At 58.3% G+C, this 16,812-nt stretch carries 17 protein-coding genes; 6 read left to right on the top strand and 11 right to left on the bottom strand.

All coding sequences use genetic code 11. The features are described from left to right. Window positions 1–35: 35 nt before the first annotated feature. Window positions 36–512, bottom strand: coding sequence for a MarR family winged helix-turn-helix transcriptional regulator (locus J4D99_RS03140; protein WP_208130253.1), 477 nt, complete (start codon window positions 510–512; stop codon window positions 36–38). 185 nt (window positions 513–697) lie between these two features. Continuing rightward, entirely contained in the window at window positions 698–2,461 is a 1,764-nt protein-coding gene (locus J4D99_RS03135) for an AMP-dependent synthetase/ligase (RefSeq protein WP_208130252.1), read from the bottom strand. A 153-nt stretch (window positions 2,462–2,614) separates the two neighbouring features. Between J4D99_RS03135 and J4D99_RS03130 the strand changes: the two genes are divergently transcribed. From J4D99_RS03130 to J4D99_RS03115, 4 genes are all read left to right on the top strand, one after another. Next, on the top strand, window positions 2,615–3,802 hold the full coding sequence (locus tag J4D99_RS03130; protein WP_208130251.1) for a formimidoylglutamase: 1,188 nt from the start codon (window positions 2,615–2,617) through the stop codon (window positions 3,800–3,802). A gap of 120 nt (window positions 3,803–3,922) precedes the next feature. Further along, window positions 3,923–4,159 (top strand): cytochrome b5 domain-containing protein, encoded by a 237-nt coding sequence (locus tag J4D99_RS03125; protein ID WP_208130250.1) that lies wholly within the window; start codon window positions 3,923–3,925, stop codon window positions 4,157–4,159. Between the two features lie 29 nt (window positions 4,160–4,188). Then, on the top strand, window positions 4,189–4,986 hold the full coding sequence (gene murQ, locus J4D99_RS03120; protein ID WP_208130249.1) for an N-acetylmuramic acid 6-phosphate etherase: 798 nt from the start codon (window positions 4,189–4,191) through the stop codon (window positions 4,984–4,986). Window positions 4,987–5,120: 134 nt separating this feature from the next. Beyond that, window positions 5,121–5,687: a hypothetical protein gene (locus J4D99_RS03115; protein ID WP_208130248.1), complete on the top strand. Its 567-nt coding sequence runs from the start codon at window positions 5,121–5,123 to the stop codon at window positions 5,685–5,687. A gap of 69 nt (window positions 5,688–5,756) precedes the next feature. Here J4D99_RS03115 and J4D99_RS03110 read toward each other — a convergent pair whose 3' ends face one another. The 4 genes from J4D99_RS03110 to era all read right to left on the bottom strand — a co-directional run bounded on the left by J4D99_RS03110 (window position 5,757) and on the right by era (window position 9,011). Continuing rightward, window positions 5,757–6,056, bottom strand: coding sequence for a hypothetical protein (locus tag J4D99_RS03110; RefSeq protein ID WP_208130247.1), 300 nt, complete (start codon window positions 6,054–6,056; stop codon window positions 5,757–5,759). 258 nt (window positions 6,057–6,314) lie between these two features. Next, window positions 6,315–6,536 (bottom strand): hypothetical protein, encoded by a 222-nt coding sequence (locus J4D99_RS03105; protein WP_208130246.1) that lies wholly within the window; start codon window positions 6,534–6,536, stop codon window positions 6,315–6,317. Window positions 6,537–6,618: 82 nt separating this feature from the next. Next, the gene (gene der, locus J4D99_RS03100; protein ID WP_208130245.1) at window positions 6,619–7,938 is read right to left on the bottom strand and encodes a ribosome biogenesis GTPase Der; all 1,320 of its coding nucleotides are present in this window, start codon (window positions 7,936–7,938) and stop codon (window positions 6,619–6,621) included. Window positions 7,939–8,114: 176 nt separating this feature from the next. Then, window positions 8,115–9,011 carry a GTPase Era gene (gene era / locus J4D99_RS03095; protein ID WP_208130244.1) on the bottom strand — a complete coding sequence of 299 codons (897 nt, stop codon included), beginning with the start codon at window positions 9,009–9,011 and terminating at the stop codon, window positions 8,115–8,117. Between the two features lie 217 nt (window positions 9,012–9,228). Between era and hemH the strand changes: the two genes are divergently transcribed. Further along, on the top strand, window positions 9,229–10,266 hold the full coding sequence (hemH, locus tag J4D99_RS03090; RefSeq protein WP_208130243.1) for a ferrochelatase: 1,038 nt from the start codon (window positions 9,229–9,231) through the stop codon (window positions 10,264–10,266). A gap of 3 nt (window positions 10,267–10,269) precedes the next feature. On the opposite strand, the gene J4D99_RS03085 is transcribed toward hemH, so the two are convergent. Together J4D99_RS03085 and J4D99_RS03080 are read right to left on the bottom strand one after the other, a co-directional pair. After that, window positions 10,270–10,710 carry a PRC-barrel domain-containing protein gene (locus tag J4D99_RS03085; RefSeq protein ID WP_208130242.1) on the bottom strand — a complete coding sequence of 147 codons (441 nt, stop codon included), beginning with the start codon at window positions 10,708–10,710 and terminating at the stop codon, window positions 10,270–10,272. A 12-nt stretch (window positions 10,711–10,722) separates the two neighbouring features. Next, window positions 10,723–11,355 carry a hypothetical protein gene (locus J4D99_RS03080; RefSeq protein WP_208130241.1) on the bottom strand — a complete coding sequence of 211 codons (633 nt, stop codon included), beginning with the start codon at window positions 11,353–11,355 and terminating at the stop codon, window positions 10,723–10,725. Between the two features lie 151 nt (window positions 11,356–11,506). Here J4D99_RS03080 and J4D99_RS03075 point away from each other — a divergent pair, with 151 nt between their 5' ends. Continuing rightward, window positions 11,507–12,526 (top strand): tellurite resistance/C4-dicarboxylate transporter family protein, encoded by a 1,020-nt coding sequence (locus J4D99_RS03075; protein WP_208130240.1) that lies wholly within the window; start codon window positions 11,507–11,509, stop codon window positions 12,524–12,526. Window positions 12,527–12,534: 8 nt separating this feature from the next. Here the strand turns inward: J4D99_RS03075 and J4D99_RS03070 are convergent, their stop codons facing one another. The 3 genes from J4D99_RS03070 to J4D99_RS03060 form a co-directional block, all read right to left on the bottom strand. Then, window positions 12,535–12,993 (bottom strand): molybdopterin oxidoreductase, encoded by a 459-nt coding sequence (locus J4D99_RS03070; RefSeq protein ID WP_208130239.1) that lies wholly within the window; start codon window positions 12,991–12,993, stop codon window positions 12,535–12,537. Between the two features lie 11 nt (window positions 12,994–13,004). Beyond that, window positions 13,005–15,308 (bottom strand): molybdopterin oxidoreductase family protein, encoded by a 2,304-nt coding sequence (locus tag J4D99_RS03065; RefSeq protein WP_208130238.1) that lies wholly within the window; start codon window positions 15,306–15,308, stop codon window positions 13,005–13,007. A gap of 413 nt (window positions 15,309–15,721) precedes the next feature. Then, window positions 15,722–16,543, bottom strand: a complete 822-nt coding sequence (locus J4D99_RS03060; RefSeq protein WP_208130237.1) for a hypothetical protein — start codon at window positions 16,541–16,543, stop codon at window positions 15,722–15,724. Between the last annotated feature and the right edge of the window lie 269 nt (window positions 16,544–16,812).

The raw sequence follows: 16,812 nt of genomic DNA, 5'->3' as shown, positions 1-16,812 counted from the left end.
TTCAATCGCGAGGCGGACTAAAAGTCCGCGCTACTTCATGCCGAAGCTTCCTTGCGCAGCGGTTTCAGCTCAAAGTCATCAAAGAGCGTTTTGCCCTCAATCATACTCGTAATCTGGCTAGCCACCTTAAAGAAGGTATCGAGCTGGCTTTGGGGTATTTTGTCGCGCACCTTCAGGTTGAAGTGGCGCACCGTTTGGCGCGAAACCTCCTTCTTTTCGAGGCCTAGCTCGGTCAGGAAAATGCGCACCGACCGCTTGTCCTGCGTGTCGGCCTGTTTATAAATCAGGCCTTTTTCTTCCATGCTGCGCAAAATGCGCGTGAGAGAGCGCGTTTCGAGGCCTAGCAGGGGCGCTATTTTGGTGGCCGGCGTGCCCAGCTCCTGGTCGATATTCAGCAGCACGAAGCCGATGCTCGTGGTGATGTCGTAGCGGGCGGCCTGCGTGTTGTACATGCGCGAAATGGCATGCCAGGCTACCTTGATATTATAATCGACGGTTTCTTCAGGTTTCATATCGCAGCGAAAGTGCGGTAAACATACGAAGAAATTTGTTAGGCTTGCATACTAGTTGAGAAGTGCTCAAAAAAGAAAGAACGTCCTGCTGCACTTGTCAAAGCGTCTCTCCCGAACGACCCTGGCGGCGCGGGAGAGGCGCTTTGACAAGCGCAGCAGGACGTTGTTTTTGGCTTGAAGGCTAATTACTTATACAACCCTTCGATAAGTGCCTTATTATTCTCGGTTATCACCTTGCGCTTCACTTTCATGGTGGGTGTCATCTCGCCGCTTTCCACGGTCCAGAGCTCGGGTAGCAACACTGATTTCTTCACTTGCTCCCACTGCGCAAAGCCCTGGTTGTATTTCGCCACGAGGTCGTGGTAGAGTTTTACTACCTTCTCATCTTTCACCAGGTCAGCGTTCGACTTAGCGGCTACGCCATTCTTGCTAGCCCACTGCTTTAGCTCGTCGAAGGCAGGGACAATGAGCGCGCCCGGAAACTTCTGGTCAGCGCCCACTACCATCATTTGCTCAACGAGCGGGTCTTCTTTCATCTTGTTCTCAATGACTTGGGGGGCAATGTACTTGCCGCCGCTGGTCTTGAACATCTCCTTCTTGCGGTCAGTGATTTTCAGGAAGCGGCCGTTTACAAACTCGCCAATGTCGCCGGTATGAAACCAGCCCTCTTTGTCGATAGCTTCGGCCGTAAGCTCGGGCTTATTGTAGTAGCCCTTCATCACGGAGGCCGACTTGGTCAGAATCTCGCCATCAGGGGCGATTTTGACCTCCATATTGTCGATGAGCGGGCCCACTGCGCCAATCATGTTGTTTTCGCGTTCGTAGCCATTCACAGCAATCACCGGCGAGGTTTCGGTGAGGCCATAGCCTTCCATTACTCGGATGCCAGCGGCCCAGAACACGCGGGCCAGGCGCGGCTGCAAGGCGCCGCCACCACTCACAATGCAGCGCAAATTGCCCCCTAGCGCCTCGCGCCATTTATTGAAAATGAGCTTGTTGGCCAGGGCTAGCTCGGTGTTGTAAAGGAAGCCCTGGTCTTTCTGGGTGTCATATTTCAGGCCCAGGTCCAGCGCCCAGAAAAAGAGCTTATGCTTGATGCCGGTCTGCTCGTGGCCCTTGGCCACAATCTTGTCGTACACTTTTTCGAGCAGGCGCGGCACGGTGGTAAAGATGCTGGGGTGCACCTCGCGCAGGTTGTCGGCGATGGTTTCCATGCTCTCGGCGTAGTAAATGCTCACGCCGTGAATCATGTACAGGTACGTCACCATGCGCTCAAATATGTGGCACAAAGGCAAGAAACTCAAGGCTTTGTCATCCTTGCCTACCGGCACGTAGCGAGCCGAGTTGCGGCAGTTGCTCAGGAGGTTGTCGTGGCTGAGCATCACGCCTTTGGGGGCGCCGGTAGTACCGCTGGTATAGATAAGCGTGAGCAGGTCGTCGGGCTGCACGGCGGCTTTCAGCGGTTCGAGGTCGGCGGGGTTGCCCTGCTGGCCGAGGGCTAGCAGCTCGCTGAAGTGCCGGGCGCCGGCCACTTTATCGAAGGTGAAGACGTTCTCGGCCGGAATATCGAGGCCGGCCGTGGCTTCTTTCACCTTGTCGAATAAATGCTTGTCGGCCACGAACACGGCCCGTACGCCGGCATCGGTGAAAATGTACTTGTAATCTTCGACCGTGATGCTCGGGTACATAGGCACACTGGTGCCGCCAATTTGGGCAATGCCAAAGTCAGCGATGAGCCATTCGGGCCGGTTCATGCTGATAATAGCAACTTTATCATCTTTTTTCAAGCCCAGCTTCAGCAAGCCCAGGCTTACCTCGTTGGCCTGGTCCTGCACCTGCTGGCTGCTGAGCGGCTCGTAGTGGCCGTTGATTTTGGCCGCTAGGGAGTCACTTTTGGGAAACTTCTCGAGTTGATTGGCTAGGATATCGAAGGAGCGACGGACGTCCATAAGGCGAGGCAAAGTGCGGTCGGCGTGGGAATAAGGGACTAAAGAAACAGGATTTTCGACGAAATCTCTTCAGCTAACGCAAAGCGCGCGGCTAAAAACCCAATCTGGGCCTGACGGGCCGTAAATTTGGCGGCGCCCCGCCGCGCTTGCTGCATGAACCTGGCCCTTTTTTTTGACCCGCTGCCCGACGAGCTGACTGCCCCCACCGCCGCGCCTACTACAGTGGCGGCTTACGTGGCGCGCTTTGCCGAAGACTTTCCGGACTGGCGCTCGGCCGACCTGGCCCTCATTGGCCTCGACGAGTGGCGCGGCACGGTGGCCGGCGCGCCCCCAGCCGGGCAGCACGGCGCTAACCGGGTGCGCGAGCGTTTCTACCAGCTGCAGCGTGGCAATGGCCCGCTGCGCCTCGTCGACCTCGGCAACCTGCGCCCCGGCCTTAGCCTGGAAGATACCTACCAGCGCCTGCGCGAAATAGTGGCTGCTTTGCTGGAAGCCAATACTATACCGCTGCTGCTGGGTGGTGGCCACGACCTCGACTACGGCCAGTTTCTGGCCTACGAGCCGCAGCACGAAGAAGCCGTGCCGGCTATCAATTTCGCCGTTATCGACTCGCGGCCCGATATGGCTATGCCCGGCTACTTTGCCGCGCCCGAAGACAGCCACCTGCGCCGCCTGCTCATGCACTCGCCCAACTTCGTGTTCAGCTGTGCTCACCTGGCTCATCAGCAATATCTTACGCCACCCGATGTGCTGGCGGCCTTCGAGAAGCTGCATTTTGAGACCATGAGCGTGGGCGAGCTGCGCGCCGACCGCCGCCTGGCCGAGCCGGTGCTGCGCCAAGCCAATTTTTTGAGCATCGATATCGCGGCTATTCGCTGGCAGGATGCGCCCGGCTACTATCCGGCTAGCCCCTTCGGGCTCAGCAACGAAGATGCGGCGCAGTTATGCTGGTACGCTGGTCATAATGAGCAGCTTACCTCGGTTGGGTTCTATGGCTACCGGCCCGACCACGACCCCCACGGGCTGGCCGCCGCCACGCTGGCTACCATGCTCTGGTACTTTATCGAAGGCTACTACCACCGCCGGCCCGAAACTGGCTTTGGGACCTATCGTTTTCTCACTTACACGCTCGTGCTGCCCGGTAGCGGCGGCAGCGCCCCTAGCGAGCTGGTATTCTATAAGTCGCGCCGCGCCGACACCGACAAATGGTGGATGGAAGTCGAAAGCCTCGCCGACCACGCCGTTAAGCGCATTGTGCCCTGCACGCATCAGGACTACCTGCACGCCGCCCAAGGCGACCTGCCCCAGCGCTGGATTCGGACGCAAGCCCTGCTAGGCTAGCTTTTCATTTAGCAGCTATCATTTATCATTTGACAAACCACTAAGCACCTGAAGGAGTGATGCTCAAGCAGCTAAGCACGAAAAAGAGGGGATAAAGGATTGTTAAATGTTACTTAATACATGTTAAACGAATATACTCGCCGCCAGCTAGCCCTGCGTAATGGCCAGGACCGCGATGAAATCTGGGTGGCCTACCAGGGCAATATTTACGACGTGACGCGCTCGCGCCTCTGGCAGCGCGGCAACCACTACGAGCACTGGGCCGGCCAAGACCTCACCCGCGAGCTTGATGAGGACGCGCCGCACCTGGCCACCGTATTCGATAAGTTTCCGATTATCGGCACGCTGAAAAGCTAGCCCTCCCTAATTTACTTAAGCAGACGCCCGTGACTACCGAAACGCCTTCCACCTTTCAAGACCTCGAAACGCTACCCACGGCGGCCCTGCTCGCCGGCATGAACCAACTCGACCAGACCGTGCCGCTGGCCGTGCAAAAAGTGTTGCCGCAGGTCGGAGCCCTGGTCGAGGCCATCGTGGCGCGGCTTGAGGCCGGGGGGCGGCTGTTCTACATCGGGGCCGGCACCAGCGGGCGGCTAGGGGTGGTCGATGCCTCGGAGTGCCCGCCCACCTTTGGCGTGCCGGCTGGGCTAGTAGTGGGCATTATGGCCGGTGGCGATGGCGCCATCCGTAAAGCCGTTGAAGGGGCTGAGGACGATGCCGCGCAAGCCTGGGTTGACTTGCAGCAGTTTAAGGCGAATGAGAAAGACGTGCTGGTAGGCATTGCCGCCTCGGGCCGCACGCCCTACGTGATAGGCGGGCTGCAAGCGGCGCGCGCGGCCGGGCTAGCCACCGGCTGCGTGGTGTGCAACGCCGGCTCGGCCGTAGCCGCCGCCTGCGAGTTTCCGGTAGAGGTCGTTACTGGCCCCGAGTTTATCACGGGTAGCACGCGCCTCAAGGCCGGCACCGCTCAAAAGCTGGTGCTCAATATGCTGACTACGGCCACCTTTATCCGGCTAGGCCGGGTGAAAGGCAACAAGATGGTCGATATGCAGCTCAGCAACGACAAGCTCGTGGAGCGCGGCCAGCGCATGCTTATGGACGAACTCGGCATTGCCCAGCCCGAAGCCGCCGACCTGCTGCGCCAGCACGGCTCGGTGCGCGCTGCGCTAGCCGCCCGGCAGTAGCTAGCGCTGGTTGTACAGTCGCAGAATTTGCAACTGACAATCAGGCGGTAGCCTTTCCATAGTGTCGCCTGCCCGAACGATTCGGGCCAGGCGGCGTTTTGGCAAGTGGGCCGGCCCTAGCCAGCCTTGCCGCCATGCATACCATCGAGCCCTATTACAACTGGATTGAGCAATACTCCGCTACGGAGGACGAGCGCTCGCCGCTCTACGGGGCCGAGTATAGCCTCGATACGTTCAGCAATACTATCTACGGCTACTACATTCATCCGCAGTGGGACAGCCTGGAATCAGATACACTGTTCTTTAAAATTCTGTGGGCCGACTACGATGAAGGGGCGGCCGTGCTGGAGTTTATTGGCGAGTGGAACGACGCCATCGAAAACGACATCATGACTCTGAAGCGCAATATCCTCGATGTGCTGCTGCACGAGGGCATTAAGCGCTTTATCCTAATTGGTGAAAACGTGTTCAACTTTCACGGCTCCGATGACAGCTACTACGAAGAGTGGTTTGAGGAAGTCGAGGACGGCTGGATTGCGGGCGTCAACTTTCAGGAGCACGTGCGCCGCGAAATGAGCCAGTATAATCTCGACCATTACATCAACTTTGGCGGCGAACTCGACGACCTGCCGTGGCGCACTTACGAGCCGCGCCGCTTGGTTGAAACAGTAACCGGCTTGCTGCAGCGCCGCCTGGGCTAGCCGGCAGTCTACGCAAAAGCCCCGCCAGCACTAGTGCTGGCGGGGCTTTTTTGTGAATAAGTAACTGAGTTACTTATTCTTCTTCATTTTGCGGTCTTTCTTTGGCGTGTCGCTGGTGTTGTCGTCATCCTTCTCGGCGCCAGGAGCGTCGGTTACAATGCGGCGCTGCTCAGCCACGGTGCCTTTATACACCTCGGGGCCGTTTTGCTTGCGCTGCTTGCGGATGCGCTTCATTTCTTTGGCGCTTGGAGCCTGGCCCGCAGCGGGCGTCGTTTGGCTAATAGTAGCAGGAGCAACTACAGCGGTGGAGGGGGCAGCCTCTACGGCCGAAACACTGCCTAGCAGTGCGGCAAAAAGTAAGGTTTTCATGTTTTTCAAGATGTGTGCGGAAAGATAAGGTGCAATTTTCCGACCAATAGACGGTTAGTGATTAAAAAAGTTTAAATCAGTCGCCATTTTTTGCTATAAAGTCAGCTTGCAGTGGCCAGGGACCCCGCATTACGGGCGCTGGCGCAATAGCAGGGGCTTTGCCAGCCGTAAAAAATAATAATAAAAAAACGCTATCCTGACGGGATAGCGTTTTTAAAAGCTTGGCTGCTTGGTAAGGCCGGCAGCAAAGCCAACGAATTACTTGGGGTCTTTTGCGTCAGCAGCGTCGCCGATAGCTTCGCCTTTCTTGTCGGCTGAGTCACGAACGGCGTCAGCCTTGTTCTCCAGCGCGTCAGCTTTCGCTTCGCCGGCTTCTTTAACGGCAGTGCCTTGAGCCTCAGCAGCATCTTCTTTCTTGCTGTCGCACGAAGCGAGCGAAAGCGACATAGCAGCTACGGCGAGGAAGAGTACTTTTTTCATGGTGATGGTTGGAAAGAGAGGTAGATAGTTTCCAGCCTTAATGCCACGCTACGGAGGAGGTAACCCAAAATTCACCAAAAATTTATTTTTTCCGAAAGGCCAGCCCAATCGGTACGCCCGTGAAGTCGAAATGCTCGCGCAGGCGATTTTCGAGGTAGCGGGCGTAGGAGTCGGGGATGTACTGGGGCAGGTTGCAGAAGAACGCAAACACCGGGTTGTGCGTGGGCAGCTGCGTGGCATACTTAATGCGTACCATTTTGCCCTTCTGAATAGGCGGTGGGTACTTCTCAATCTCCTTCAGCATCACGTCGTTGAGCTGCGAAGTCGGAATTTTGCGGCGCTTGTTGCCGTACACTTCCATAATTACTTCCAGGGCCTTGTGCACACGCTGCTTGTTCAGCACCGAGATAAACACAACGGGTGGGTAAGCAATCGGCGCAATCTTTTCCTTAATCTTGGCTTCAAAATCGCGAGCGGTGTTGGTTTCCTTACCCTCAATTAAGTCCCACTTATTCACCAAGATAACGATGCCTTTGCGGTTTTTGTCGGCTAGGGCAATGATGGCCACATCCTGGGCCTCAATGCCGCGGCTCGCATCGAGTAGCACCACGCACACATCGGCGGCCTCCATGGCGCGCAGCGAGCGCATGTTGGAATAGAACTCCACGTCCTCGTTCACGCGCGCCTTGCGGCGCAGGCCCGCCGTATCAACTAGCATAAACTCGTGGCCGAAGGCGCTGTACTTGGCCTCGATGGCATCGCGGGTAGTGCCGGCCTGGTCGGTAACGATGCTGCGCTCTTCGCCTAGCAACAGATTGACAAACGACGACTTACCCACGTTGGGACGGCCGATGATGGCAATGCGCGGCAGCTCCGAGTCGGGTTCTTCTTCGCCTACTTCCTCGAAGTGGCTCACGATGGCATCGAGCAATTCGCCAGTGCCCGAGCCGTTTTGCGACGAGATAGCGAAAACTTCTGTCTCACCAAGGCCTAGCGCGTAAAACTCGCCCGAGCCGTGCGCACGCAGGTTTGTATCAGCCTTATTTGCAACTAAATAGATAGGTTTTTTAGCTACGTAGCGGCGCAATACCTGGGCAAATTCTTCGTCCAGCCCATGCAGGCCAGCTTCTGCATCTACCATGAACAGGATAACGTCGGCCTCATCAATGGCCAGCTTTACCTGGCGGTTGATTTCGCTCTCGAAAATATCGTCCGAGTTGTGCACGTAGCCGCCGGTGTCAATCACCGTGAAGTTGTGGCCGGTCCAGTCGCCGTGGCCATAGTGGCGGTCACGGGTCACCCCGCTTTGGTTGTCCATAATGGCTTGGCGGCGGCCCACCAGGCGGTTGAACAGGGTGGATTTGCCCACGTTGGGGCGGCCCACTATTGCAATGGTATTCATGTAGTTGGCTCCAGCCGCCGGCCCGACCAATGGCGCGGCAGTACCCGGAGTAGTTAAGTGGATTATGGTCGAATTATTTCATTTACCAGTTATCAATTAACATTTAACAGCCGTTCGACCTGCGGCGTACTATTGATTGAAGAGGTGTTAAATGTTAATTGATAACTGGTAAATGACTATTGGTAGCCGAAGCGGCTCAGGGCCTTGCTGTCGGTGCGCCAGTTTTCGTTCACTTTTACGAAGAGTTCCAGGAACACTTTTTTCTGGAAAAACTTCTCCATTTCCTCCCGGGCCCAGGTGCCTACTTTCTTAAGTGCCTCGCCCTTGGCCCCGATGATGATGCCTTTCTGGCTGCTGCGCTCGACGTAGATAACTCCACGAATGCGGATAATATCGTCGTCTTCCTTAAACTCCTCAATCGTGACTTCGCACGAGTAGGGGACTTCTTTCTTGTAGAGCTTGAATATTTTTTCGCGCACCATTTCGGCGGCAAAAAAGCGTTCGGGTTTGTCTGTTAGCTCATCCTTCGGGTAGTACGGTGGGTGAATGGGCAGCATTTCGAGCACCAACTGCAGCACCCGCTCGGTGCCGAAGGCGTTGAGCGCCGAAATAGGTAAAATCTCGGTAGCGTTGGGCAAGTGCTCCTTCCAGTAAGCCAGCTTGGCCTCCACGTCGGCTTGCTCGGCCTGGTCTATCTTATTGACCAAGACAATGATAGGCGTATCTTCGGTCTTACGCAGGCGCTCAACTACGGGTTCTTCGTCGTGCTTTTCGTAGATGTCCGTAACGAAGAGAATCACGTCGGCATCTTCCAAGGACGAGTACACGAAGGCCATCATGGCATTGTGCAGCTCATACTTGGGCTGAATGATACCCGGGGTATCAGAGTAAACTAGCTGAAAATCATCGCCATTGAGGATGCCCAGAATGCGATGGCGCGTGGTCTGGGCCTTGCTTGTGACGATGCTCAGGCGCTCGCCCACGAGCGCGTTCATCAGGGTCGACTTGCCCACGTTGGGCTTGCCGATGATGCTGACGAAGCCGGCGCGGTGAGGCTTGGGTTCGGGGTTCACGCGAGGTAGGGTTTTGAAAATGAGGCCGCAAAGGTACGGCAGATATCAAGGATTACTGGTTAATGCGTAATGATTGCCGATTTTTGCAACCTAATCGAAGCCTAAGCCCGGTCTTTTTGGTTAAAGGTGCAATCAACGTAAAGCAGATGGCTAGCGGCCACCGAGGTGCTTACCTAAGCATTAGTCCTTAACCACTAACCAGTAATCCGTATAAAAAATGCCTACCCCCGCCCGCCGCATTGGCGTCCTCTTAGTAAACCTCGGCACGCCCGACTCACCGCAAACCGGTGATGTGCGCCGCTACCTCAACGAGTTTCTGACCGATGGCCGGGTTATCGACATGCCGGCTGCCGTGCGCTACCCGCTTTTTCAGGGGCTAGTGGTGCCACTGCGAGCGCCCAAGTCGGCCAAAATCTACCAGCAGCTCTGGGATGCTGAGCGCGGCTCGCCGCTGCTTTTTCACGGGCTCGATTTGAAGGCGCTGGTGCAGCAGCAACTGGGCGATGAGTACGTGGTGGCTTTCGGCATGCGCTACCAGAAACCCAGCATTGAGAGCGCGCTCGAAGAGCTACGCGACGCCGCTGTGGACCGCATTATCGTGTTGCCGCTGTTTCCGCAGTATGCGGCGGCCAGCACCGGCTCGGTGCAGGAGAAGGTGATGGATATTGTAAAAGACTGGTGGATAGTGCCTACCATCAACTTCATCAGCACCTTTGCCGACGACCCGGGCTTCATTGCCAGCTTCGTGGCCAGGGGCAAAGCCGAGATGGCCAAGCACGACTACGACCACATCGTCTTCAGCTACCACGGCATTCCGGAGCGGCACGTGCTTAAGGGCAGCTTTAAGGGGTACTGCCAGCTCGGCAAGTGCTGCAATACCTATAATAAGAACAATCGCTACTGCTACCGCGCACAGTGCTTTGCCACCTCCCGCCTACTGGCGGCCGGGCTAGGCCTGCGCGACGACCAGTACACCGTGACGTTCCAGAGCCGCCTGCAAAGCCGCCTGCGCGACCCCTGGCTGCAGCCCTACACCGACGAGGTTATTAAAGACTTCCCGGCCAAAGGCATTAAAAACGTGCTGGCCTTTTCGCCCGCTTTCGTGGCCGACTGCCTCGAAACCACCGTGGAGGTCGGCATGGAGTTCAAGGAGCTATTCGAAGAGAATGGCGGAGCACACTGGCAGCTAGTGCCTTCGCTCAACTCGGAGCCGCAGTGGGCCAGGGCCGTGGCGGATATGATTCGCAGCAACTAGCTGCTAGACAATGGTCTGAAAGTAGGAGTTGTCGGAAGAAGCCTTTCCTTCTTCCGGCGCTACTCCTAAAGCCTGGAGCATGGAGTGCTCAAAATCGGGTGGCAGCATAAAATCGACGAAGAGGGGGTAGTGCTGCACGGTGTCGCGGCTCAGGGCCGTGACAAACACGCTGCGGCCTTCGCTGTCGAGGTTCACCACCGAAAGCGGCAGCAGAATACGGCGGTCGGCATGGGGGCCGGGCGCTGGCACGCCGGGCAGGCCGGTTTCAAGCTGCACATCGAGGTAAAGCACGCGCTGGGCGGTGGTATCTACCAGCAGCTCGTGCACGGTGCCAAACGAGTGGCCGTCGCTGCCGCGCACGGCCCAGCCCCGCGGGTCGGGGTCGCCGGCTACCAGCTCAAACGTGGGAAGGTCGCGCAGGCGACGCAGAATAGGGGAACTCATAAACAAAGAAGATTAGGGCTGGGGAGTGGCTGGCTCGCTAACGGCTTTCAGCAAGTCGGCTGCCTTGCTGAGGTAGGCGCGGTTTTGGGCCTGCTCGGCGGGCGTGGCGTCGCGGCCCGATAGCTGGCTGGCTTGCAGCGACAGGTTGTTAGCGTCGGTTTCGAGCTGCGGATAGGCCTTTTGCTGCACGGCCAGCAGCAGGTTGGCGGCTGCTACAAAGCCGGGGCGCAGGCTGGCCTGCGGGTCGCCGCTGGCCAGGCGGTCGGTGGCGCTCGTGAAGTTGTCGCGCTGCTCACGCACCTGCGCATCGTCGCGCAGGTCGGCGCGGTCGCCGAGCTGCGTCAGCGGCTCGCGCAGCTGCAGCAGTTGGGCGCTGGCACCCGTGCCGTTGGTGCCAGGAGGGGGGCTAGCCACGGGCGCAGCCGAGCTAGCCGAGTCAGCGCTGCTGGGCGAAGCCGGGGCGCTGCCCGGCGCTGCGAGGCTGTCGGGGGCCACTGTGGTAGCGGCCGGCGCCGGGGCCCGCTCGTCGGCCGGGTCGGGCCGCAGGAAGAAGTAAGCCGCCGCGGCCAGGGCTAGCAGTGCCAGGGCCACCAGTAGCCAGGGGCTGGGAGAAGATTTTTTGGGTTGAATCCGAAGCTCGGCCATAAGAAAAAAAAAGCTGCTGCACTTTACGCAGGCGGCCCGAAGGTAGTTAGCCGGCTACCCGGGCCGGATAAGATTATGCAGGAAAGTAAGCTCACAGCTGTAGCAAGCGGCTCTTGGTACCCGTATAGACGGGCTTCCTTCTCTGCTTGCTATGAAGCTTCTGATTAAGCAGTTTGCACCTGTCTACTTTGCCTTCGTGATGTCGACGGGCATTATCTCGCTGGCGGCGCACGCCCAGCAGCTCGACTGGCTAGCCAAGGGCCTGTTCTACGTCAACCTGGTGGCTTATCCGGTGCTACTGGCCTTGCTAGTGCTGCGGCTGGTCTTGTTTCCGCAGGCGTTTTGGGCGGCCCTTACTTCGCACAAGGACGGCCCTACCTTCCTGACCCTGGTGCCGGCTACGGCGCTGCTAGGCAGCCAGTTTGTGCAGCTAGCCAACAATCAGTCGATGGGCGCGCTGCTGTGGCTCGTGGCGCTGGCGGCCTGGCTAGGGCTGGGTTATTGTTTTGTGCTCGGCGTCAGCCTCAAGAAAGAAAAACCACCGCTGGAGCAGGGCCTGAACGGCGGCTGGCTGCTGCTCGTCGTGGCCACCGAGTCGCTGGCTGTGCTGGGCGCCTTGCTGTTGCCCACAAGCAGCCTGCCGTCCGCCGTGGCCGGGCTGGGCGTGTTAGGGCTGTTTTCGCTCGGCAGCCTGCTGTATGTGCTGCTTAGTACCCTGCTCTTTTATCGCCTCACCTTTGTGCACCTCGGTGAGGAAGAAGTAGGCGCCGCGTATTGGATTAGTGTGGGGGCCAGCGCCATTGTGGTGCTGGCGGGTACTGGCCTGGCCACGGCCATGCAGCACACGCAGACCCTAGCCGAGCTGTTGCCCTTCGTGAAAGGATGCAGCGTGCTGTTTTGGGCCGTGAGCACGTGGTGGCTGCCCATAGTGGCCATACTAAGGTTCTGGAATCACTACACCACGCGCCCGGCCTTCGCCTACAGCCCGGCTTATTGGAGCATGGTTTTCCCGTTGGGCATGTACACAGCCGCTACCGGCAAGCTGGCGCAGGGCCTGCCGGTAGCGGCGTTGCAGGTAGTGCCGCAGTACTTCATTTACCTGGCCCTAGCGGCCTGGGTGCTGACAGTGGGCGCCATGTGCTACCATTTTGTGGCTGGTCGCAAGGCCTAGCCACCAGCTCAGGCAGCCACCAGCAGCGTTTGGGGCGCGGCCTGCTTGATGCGGCCGAGCAGCCACTCGGCCTGGCGCTTGGTGCGGGCGTAGCAAAACGTGTACGTTGCTTTGAGGTCTTCATCGCGCAGGCCCAGCGCAGCTTGCTGAATCACCGTCCAGCAGAGGTGCACCTCCTGGGTTAGTAGCCAGAGGTCGTGGAGGTCGCGGAGCAGCGCCAGGCTGCCGCTGCGCTTCTCCGAAAACAAGTCGCGGCGCAGGTCTTTGGGCTCCTTGCTTTTGTCCTTCGAATATTTTTCGACGAAGGGCATAACCTTGCCGCGGTGCTCGCGCGACCATGCCGAGAGCTTGGCGCACATCTGCTCGATGTCGGGCTCGTCGCGGTGTTTTTTAGAAACGTGCTCGAAGGCGTCGCAGAGCTGCTTTTCGCTGTTTTCGAGCAGGCCGAGGTAGTTGCCGAGATGCATAAGAAGAGAGATTAAGCGAGGACTTTGCGAATGCGAACGGCGGCGTACTTGTAGTGCGGCTGCTTGCTCACCGGGTCCCACTCGGTGATGGTCAGCTCGTTGGCGGCGCGGGGGCGGCCGGGCTTATCCCAGTAGCCGTAGTGGAAGGGAATGAATACCAGCCCCGGCTCGATGTCGCCCACGCGGGCGGGCTCCAGCACGCGGCCCCGGCGCGACGTCACCTCCACCATATCGCCATCGACGATGCCGTAGCGGGCGGCGTCTTCGGTTGCCAGCTGCACGTAGCTGTCGGGCGCGGCGTCGTTCAGGGCTTTCGAGCGGCCGGTTTTGGTGCGCGTATGGAAATGGTACACCAGGCGGCCCGTAGTCAGCCAGAGAGGGTAAGCCTCGTCGGGCACTTCGTGGGGCACCTCGTAGTCCACGCCTTTCAGAAAGGCCTTCCCCTTAGGGTCAATCAGTTTGTAGTCGTCGTGGGTGTGGGGGGCGCCGGTTTCGAGGTCGTGGCCGTAGGCTTCGCAGTTGTCGATTTGGGTGTTGAAGACGCCGTCGGTGTAGAGGTGCTCGGTGCCGTCGGGGTGAGCCTCGTTGCAGGGCCACTGAATGCCCGAGCCTTCGCTAAGCTTGGCGTAGCTCATGCCGGTGTAGTCGCAGGGCCGGCCTTTCGTACATTTTTTCCAGGCCTCGAAGGCGTCTTCGGTGGTTTGCCAGGTGCTGGTGAGCAGTGGCGAACCGTCCTGACCCCGAAAATCCATGCGCCGCGAATAGTCCACGAAAATATCGAAGTCGGAACGCGCCTCGCCGGGCGGGTCAATGGCCTTGTGCGAGATGTGCACCGTCCGGTCGACGTTGGTAAAGCAGCCCGTCTTTTCGCCCCAGATAGCGGCTGGCAGCACCACGTCGGCATACTTGGTGGTTTCGGTCGGGAAAGCATCCTGGGCAATCACAAACAGGTCCTCCTTCTCGATAGTCTTGCGCACACGGTCGAGGTCGGGCAGCGACACCAGCGGGTTGGTGCCGCTAATCCAGAGCATCTTGATGGAGCCGGTTTCGCAGTAGCGCCAGATTTGCATGGCGTGCGTAGGCGGCGACCAGTGCGGAATCTGGTCGGGGTGCACGTTCCACAAGTCGGCCAGCTGCTGAATATGGTCGGGGTTGCCCCAGTTGCGGAAGGCCGGCAGGTCGCCGTCGGCGCCGCACTCGCGGGTGTTTTGCGAGGTAGGCTGGCCGTTCATCTGGTAGATGCCTGCGCCGGGCTTGCCAATGAGGCCGCGCAGCAGGTGCAGGTTGTTGATTTGCACCGCCGCTGCCGTGGCCTGCATCGACTGGTACACGCCCTGCAGCGCCGTTGATACCAGTGTCTTGCAGGTGCCCAGAATGTTTGCTGCTTCGCGCAGCTTATCGGCCGGCACGCCCGTGAGGCGCTCCACGCGCTCGGGCGTCCACTTATCCACGATTTTCTTCAACTCCTCAAAGCCCACGGTGTGCGCCGCGATGTAAGCCGGGTCGATGTGGCCGGCCTCGATGAGTAGGCGCAGCAGCCCGTTCATTACCGGGATATTGGTGCCCACGCGGGGCGCCAGGTGCACGGTAGCTTTTTCGGCCGTAAACGTCAGGCGCGGGTCAATGACGACCAGCTTCGGCGGGTTGGGCCCCGCCAGCCGGTCCAGAATGCGGGCCCAGAGTACCGTTTGCTGCGAAGCCATGTTGTGGCCCACCAGCAGCACGGCCTCGGTGGTATCGAGGTCGGTGTAGGAGCCCGGCTGCCCATCGGTGCCAAATGATACCTTGAGCGCGGCGGCCGCCGTGGCCGTGCACAGGCGCGTGTTGCCGTCCATGTGCGGCGTGCCCAGCCCGGCTTTCCCGATTATGGCTAAGGCATAGTATTCTTCCAGAAACATTTGGCCCGAGGTATAAAAGCCGATGGCGCCGCTGGTATGCTCCTTAATAATCTGCTTGGATTTACTCACAATCAGCTCCATAGCCTCGTCCCAGGTAGCATCTTCCAGCTTGCCGTTGCGCCGAATCTGCGGCTTGGTGAGGCGGTCGGGGCTCTGGTTGGCCACCCAGCCATTCAAGCCTTTAGGCCCGAGCCGGCCGTAGTTGGTGCGGTCGACGGCCCGGCCGCGCACGCCCACAATGCGGCCGTCTTTCACGCCAATATCAATGCCGCAGCCGTTGGAGCAAAGCACGCAGGCCGACTGCACCCAATGGTCGGGGGTTTCGGTGGTTTGTTCATCCACACGCACCGGCCACTGGCCGGTATAGCCCGTGCGGGGCCCCCAAATGTCTTTGATACTGTCGCGCGTTTCAGTCATGGTGTGGGTGGAGGAAATAGCACTGATGAGGAGGGGCTAGCCACTGACCATCGGCGCCGGGTGAAAGAGCAGGCTATTCGCTAAGCACGAATAGCCGCTTGTACGCCCCCACTAGCTCAAAAGGATTAAGCTGAATGTCAAAATTTTAATGAAGTTTTGATGTGTGTGGTCAAGGTAGTTGGTTATCAAAAACTACCACCGTGATACTGCTGAGGCAGCTGCTAAGAATTTTCTGGGTTGCTTTTTGAGAGGCCATGTGCCAGCAGTCATTGTCGGCGTCCCATGCGAGGCCGGTGCTTGCCGGGGGCCGAGTGCTTGGTAACGTTCCATAAGCTGTGACTAGCAGCTTAAGTCGGGGCCTTTGGAGCCCGCGCAAAATCTTATCGCTTTCAGCGCTAATCTTACTGAACTACCTAGAACGCAACGGCCACCTTCTGGCGCCGCACATCGGCCGGAAGCAGCGCTTCTATATAAATGGCGTTGGCAAGATGGTCTTTCGCGCTATAATTGGTATAGATAAAAATTGGTTTTCCCTGATAAGATGCTGATACGCTAGAGCCTTTTAGCGGCTTATTGAAAGAAAACAGGTATGTCTTTTTACCTGCCTTATCTGGCAATGGCAGTGTCAGGTGCTTGTGGTGGAGAAGCAAAAAGCGGCAGACTTCGAGCAAAATATCCTTCCAGGTTTTGATTAACCTAACTGAGCCATCGGGCAGACGCAGGCTGGTGGGCTTCTGCCCAGGCATGAGGGCTAGTGTATTCAAAAAGGCCAGTTCAGTAAACGATTTGCCGACTAGTACAGCCCTCTCGGTGCTTGGCTTTTCATGTCTGACTTTGCCGCTTTTAGCAACCGGCACCGGGCTAGTGAGTGGTGTTGATTGAATAGTTAAAACCTGCGGCAGCCCGTAGCCGCCATGTGCTGCATCCAGTAGCTGGAGCAGCTGAAGCGCCGCTGGCAATAGCGCATCTTCGGTGAGGTGCAGCGAAACAGTGGGCTCATAATGCGAGTGTGCGGGCGAGTAACAGTGCCAGTGCAGCCCGTCGGTAATGAAAAAAGCGGTAGGCTTGAGCGAAAATGCATAGCCAATAAGTGCCCCTACGTGTCCAAGTCGGTCGAGAGGCTCGCCTAGTCTTTTGGCTTCAATTACGGCTTGGATGGTGCCGCTGCGGCTTCGCAGCACGTAGTCGAGCGACTGCTTGTTTTGCACTGTATGCTCGGGCTCTACCATGCGCACATCGGCCGTGTCCCAGCCTAAGGCCCGCAGTACAGGGTCAATAAGAGCAGACCGGGTGGCCGCTTCGTTTTTACTTAGCAGCGACTGATGCTGCCGGGCTTGCTGGCATACATCAGCCAGCGTGTTGATTAGCGTAGCGAGGGGGCTAGGGAGGGGCATTGTAAAGTATTTGGCCACAAGTATACAGGTTCGTTGCAGTAGGGCTCAACCACGCCGCGGGCCCACATTACGCCCGACCTTTGTACCGCCGCCGAAACCTTCCGACCCTT

Origin of the sequence: Hymenobacter sp. BT559 (genome assembly GCF_017571525.1) — a bacterium.
Taxonomy (GTDB): domain Bacteria; phylum Bacteroidota; class Bacteroidia; order Cytophagales; family Hymenobacteraceae; genus Hymenobacter; species Hymenobacter ginsengisoli.
The sequence above is the reverse complement of the archived record's forward strand: the minus strand, read 5'-3'. Positions and strand labels throughout refer to the sequence as shown.